The sequence below is a fragment of the Arthrobacter sp. 05N33_2 genome (assembly GCF_056397425.1).
In genome coordinates, this window is record NZ_JBFTNJ010000118.1 from 1 (window position 1) to 4,345 (window position 4,345).

Consider the following 4,345-nt stretch of genomic DNA (forward strand, 5'->3'; position numbering starts at 1 on the left):
TCCTTCACCCTCATCACCGCCCTGGTGGGCAGCTTCCTGTGGATGGGGGCGTCGGCCGCGATCCAGCAGGCCCGCCTGCGGCGCCGGCTGCACCTCGTCGACGCCGCGGCCCTCGCCGAACCCGCCCTCGGCCTTCCGGAAACCGCGACGGTCGCGGACCTCCTGGACCGGGCGCCGGCAGGAAAGCCCGCCGTGGTGCTGTGCGACCGGGACGGCCGTCCCGTGGCCATCGTCGACGCCGGCGCCGCAGCCAGTGTGCCTGCCGGACTGGCCGCAGCGACCGCCCTGACCGCGGTCTCCTACCCCCTTGGCGCGGGCGCCTATGTCCCGGAATGGTCCAAGGGCCAGGAGCTCGTCCAGTACCTGGCCCAGCTCGAGGGCCAGGAGTACGCGGTGGTGAACCGCGAGGGCGCCGTCACCGGGCTGCTGCGCCAGTCCGCCGTCGTCCGGGCCATAACGGGCAAGTACCGGAACGAACGCCAGAACCAGGGGCAGAACCGGTAGAGTTACTGGGCGGTCGTGAATTTCCGGCCCCCACGCGCAAGGACCGGTGCCCGCCGGCATGTCCGCGGCCACACAGCTTTACAGGAGCGAGGAACATCTTCATGAGCAGCGACACCGCCGCAGGCACTAACACTGCCAACACCACCGCCGCCGCAGGCACCGACACTCCCACCGCCGGGGGCAGCACTGCCGCCAGCGCTAATGGTGCCACCGGCGCGGCGCGCCGCCGCGGACCCTTCCGCGAAGGCGAACGCGTCCAGCTCACGGATGAGCGCGGCCGCATGAACACGATCACCCTCGAAGTCGGCGGGGCCTTCCACACCCACCGGGGCTTCCTGAACCATGACGAGATCATCGGCAAGCCCGACGGCTCAGTGGTGGTCAACAACGTCGGACAGCAGTACCAGACCCTGCGTCCGCTGCTCTCGGACTTCGTGCTCTCGATGCCCCGCGGCGCGGCCGTCGTCTACCCCAAGGACGCCGGCCAGATCGTGACCATGGCGGACATCTTCCCGGGCGCACGCGTTGTCGAAGCCGGTGTCGGCTCGGGCGCCCTGTCCATCTCCCTGCTGCGCGCGGTGGGGGACAACGGCTACCTGCATTCCTTCGAACGCCGACAGGAGTTCGCGGACATCGCCCGCGGCAACGTCGAGACCATCTTCGGCGGACCGCACCCGGCCTGGAAGATCTCCCTTGGCGACTTCCAGGAGGAAGTGGTGCGCACCGAGGAACCCGGCTCCGTGGACCGCGTGGTCCTGGACATGCTCGCGCCGTGGGAATGCCTCGACGCCGTMGCCACCGTYYTGGCCCCCGGCGGCGTGTGGATCAAYTATGTCGCSACYGTGACGCAGCTTTCGCGGACAGCCGAAGCCATCCGCGCGGACGGACGCTTCACCGAACCCGACGCGTGGGAATCCATGGTCCGCGGCTGGCATCTCGAAGGCCTGGCCGTCCGCCCGGACCACCGCATGGTCGCCCACACGGGTTTCCTGCTGGTTACCCGCCGCCTCGCCGACGGCGTCACGGGCATTTCGGTAAAGCGCCGCCCCTCCAAGACCGACTTTAACGAAGAAGACGTCAACGCCTGGACCCCGGGCGCTGTGGGCGAGCGTGCGGTCTCGGACAAAAAGCTGCGCCGCGCCGCCCGCGACGCAATCGCCGGAACGAACGTCGTCGACGCCCCGGAGATAACGAACTAGGCAGCATATTTCGGATGTCTCCAGCGGCACCCGCCTTCTTAGGGCTATGGTCTTAACAGAAGAGCAGGAAGGGGCTGATGCACGATGGAGACTCCGAATACTGACCCGGGCCGCACACCGGCCGAGGACGCAGCGGATGCTGCCGCCCGCACGGATGCGGCCCGCGCCGCAGCCGGCGAGGGTGACCGGTATGCCGCCAATGAACTGTCCGTCGCCGAGCGGCAGGTCAACATCCTCCGGGACAAGCTCCGCCACATTGACCGCCAGCTCGCCGCCGCGACGCAGAACAACTCCAAACTGGTCAGCATGCTGGAAACGGCCAAGGCCGAGATCCTTCGGCTGAAAAACGCCCTCGACCAGGAGGGACAGCCACCGTACAGCTTCGGCACCATCCTCCAGCTCAACCCCAAACGGCAGCCGACGGCCGGGAACAGCGGCCAGGCGGCCACGGAGGAATCCGTGGATATCTTCAACGCCGGCCGCAAGATGCGGGTTGGGATCAGCCCGCTGGTCAACATCAGCCAGCTCGCCGTCGGGCAGGAAGTCCTGCTCAACGAGGCCCTGATGGTGGTCGCCGGACTCGGCTACGAGCGGGCCGGGGACCTCGTCACGCTCAAGGAAATGCTGGGGCCTGACCGTGCGCTGGTGGTGGGCCGCGCCGACGAGGAGCGGGTCATCCGGCTCTCCGGTGCCCTGCTCGCCCAGCGGCTCCGGGTCGGCGACGCGCTCTCGATTGATTCCCGGACCGGGTACGCGCTGGAAAAGATCCCGCGCTCGGAAGTGGAGAACCTCGTGCTCGAGGAAGTCCCGGACATCACCTACCAGGACATCGGCGGACTGGGCCCGCAGATCGAACAGATCCGCGACGCCGTCGAACTGCCCTTCCTGCACCCGGACCTGTACCGGGAGCACGGGCTGAAGGCGCCCAAGGGCATCCTGCTGTACGGGCCGCCCGGCTGCGGCAAGACCCTGATCGCCAAGGCCGTGGCCAACTCGCTGGCCGCCCGGGCCGCCGAGCGCGCCGGCAAGACGGACATGAAGAGCTACTTCCTGAACATCAAGGGACCCGAGCTGCTCGATAAGTACGTCGGCGAGACCGAACGCCACATCCGCCTGATCTTCGCGCGCGCCCGGGAAAAGGCGTCCGAGGGCAGCCCGGTGGTGGTGTTCTTCGACGAAATGGACTCGCTGTTCCGCACCCGCGGCACCGGCATTTCCTCCGACGTCGAAACCACCATCGTCCCGCAGCTCCTCAGCGAGATCGACGGCGTCGAACGGCTGGACAACGTGATCGTGATCGGCGCCTCGAACCGGGAAGACATGATCGATCCGGCGATCCTGCGCCCGGGCCGGCTGGACGTGAAGGTGAAGATCCAGCGCCCCGACGCCGAGGCCGCGGCCGACATATTCAACAAGTACATCACCACGGACCTGCCCTTCCACGAATCCGACCTCGGCGAGCACAACGGCGACGTGCAGGCGACCGTGGACGCCATGGTCCAACGCACCGTCGAGGCGATGTACTCCACCGAGAAGTCCAACGAATACCTCGAGGTCACCTACGCCAACGGCGACACCGAAATGCTCTACTTCAAGGACTTCAACTCCGGCGCCGTGGTGCAGAACGTCGTGGACCGGGCCAAGAAGTACGCCATCAAGGACCTGTTGACCRTCGGCCAGAAGGGCCTGCGGATCGACCACCTGCTCCGGGCGGTCGTGGACGAGTTCCGTGAACACGAGGACATGCCCAACACCACCAACCCGGACGATTGGGCACGCATCTCCGGCAAGAAGGGCGAGCGCATCACGTACATCCGCACCATCGTCCAGGGCAAGGCCGGCCAGGAGCCCGGGAAGTCCATCGAGACGATGCCCAGCACAGGCCAGTACCTGTGACGGCTGTTGTCCCCGGCAAGCCCGCCGACACCGCGGGCGGGCTGCCGGTCGGCGGGGCGATGCGGGTCATGGGATCGGAGACCGAATACGGCATCCACGCGCCCTCGGCCCCGGGAGCCAACGCCACGATGATGTCAGCCCGGGTCATTCAGGCGTACGCGCAGGTGACCCGGCAGCGGGCCGCCGGCGGCGCCGAGACCCGGTGGGACTACACGGACGAGGAACCGCTGCACGACGCCCGCGGCTGGACCTTGGAGCGCAGCAGCGCGGACCCGGAACAACTCACCGACCAGCCTCCCGTCCTCGACGCCGAGGCKRTCGCCCTCGCCTACGGGCGGCAGGAACTSGAGGCCGACGGCGAGGACGAGTCCGGCACGCTGCTGATGAACATGGTGCTGGGCAACGGCGCACGGTTGTACGTGGACCACGCCCACCCGGAGTATTCCAGCCCCGAGGTGACCAACCCCCGCGCCGCCGTCACGTGGGACGCCGCCGGCGACCTCGTGGCACTGGCCGCGGTCCGGCGCCTCGCTGCGGATCCCGAACTGCCGCCCATCAACCTGTACAAGAACAACACGGACAACAAGTCGGTCTCCTACGGCTCGCACGAGAACTACCTGATGCCCCGCTCGGTGCCCTTCGGCGAAATCGTGCGCGGCCTCACACCGTTTTTCGYCACCCGGCAGATCATTTGCGGTGCCGGACGGGTGGGCCTCGGGCAGGACAGCGCCCGGGCCGGCTACCAG

3 protein-coding genes and 1 pseudogene are annotated in these 4,345 nt (G+C 68.1%); all 4 read left to right on the forward strand.

What is annotated here, in order from left to right:
* Positions 1 to 504: pseudogene (locus AC1DHX_RS20275) on the forward strand (site-2 protease family protein); the annotation flags it as partial.
* Positions 505 to 605: 101 nt separating this feature from the next.
* Positions 606 to 1,703, forward strand: a complete 1,098-nt coding sequence (locus AC1DHX_RS20280) for a tRNA (adenine-N1)-methyltransferase (protein WP_476850915.1) — start codon at positions 606 to 608, stop codon at positions 1,701 to 1,703.
* Positions 1,704 to 1,787: 84 nt separating this feature from the next.
* The gene (gene arc / locus AC1DHX_RS20285; RefSeq protein WP_476900425.1) at positions 1,788 to 3,599 is read left to right on the forward strand and encodes a proteasome ATPase; all 1,812 of its coding nucleotides are present in this window, start codon (positions 1,788 to 1,790) and stop codon (positions 3,597 to 3,599) included.
* On the forward strand, positions 3,596 to 4,345 hold a 750-nt coding region (locus AC1DHX_RS20290; RefSeq protein WP_476900426.1), incomplete at its 3' end, for a proteasome accessory factor PafA2 family protein. The genes arc and AC1DHX_RS20290, both read left to right, overlap by 4 nt.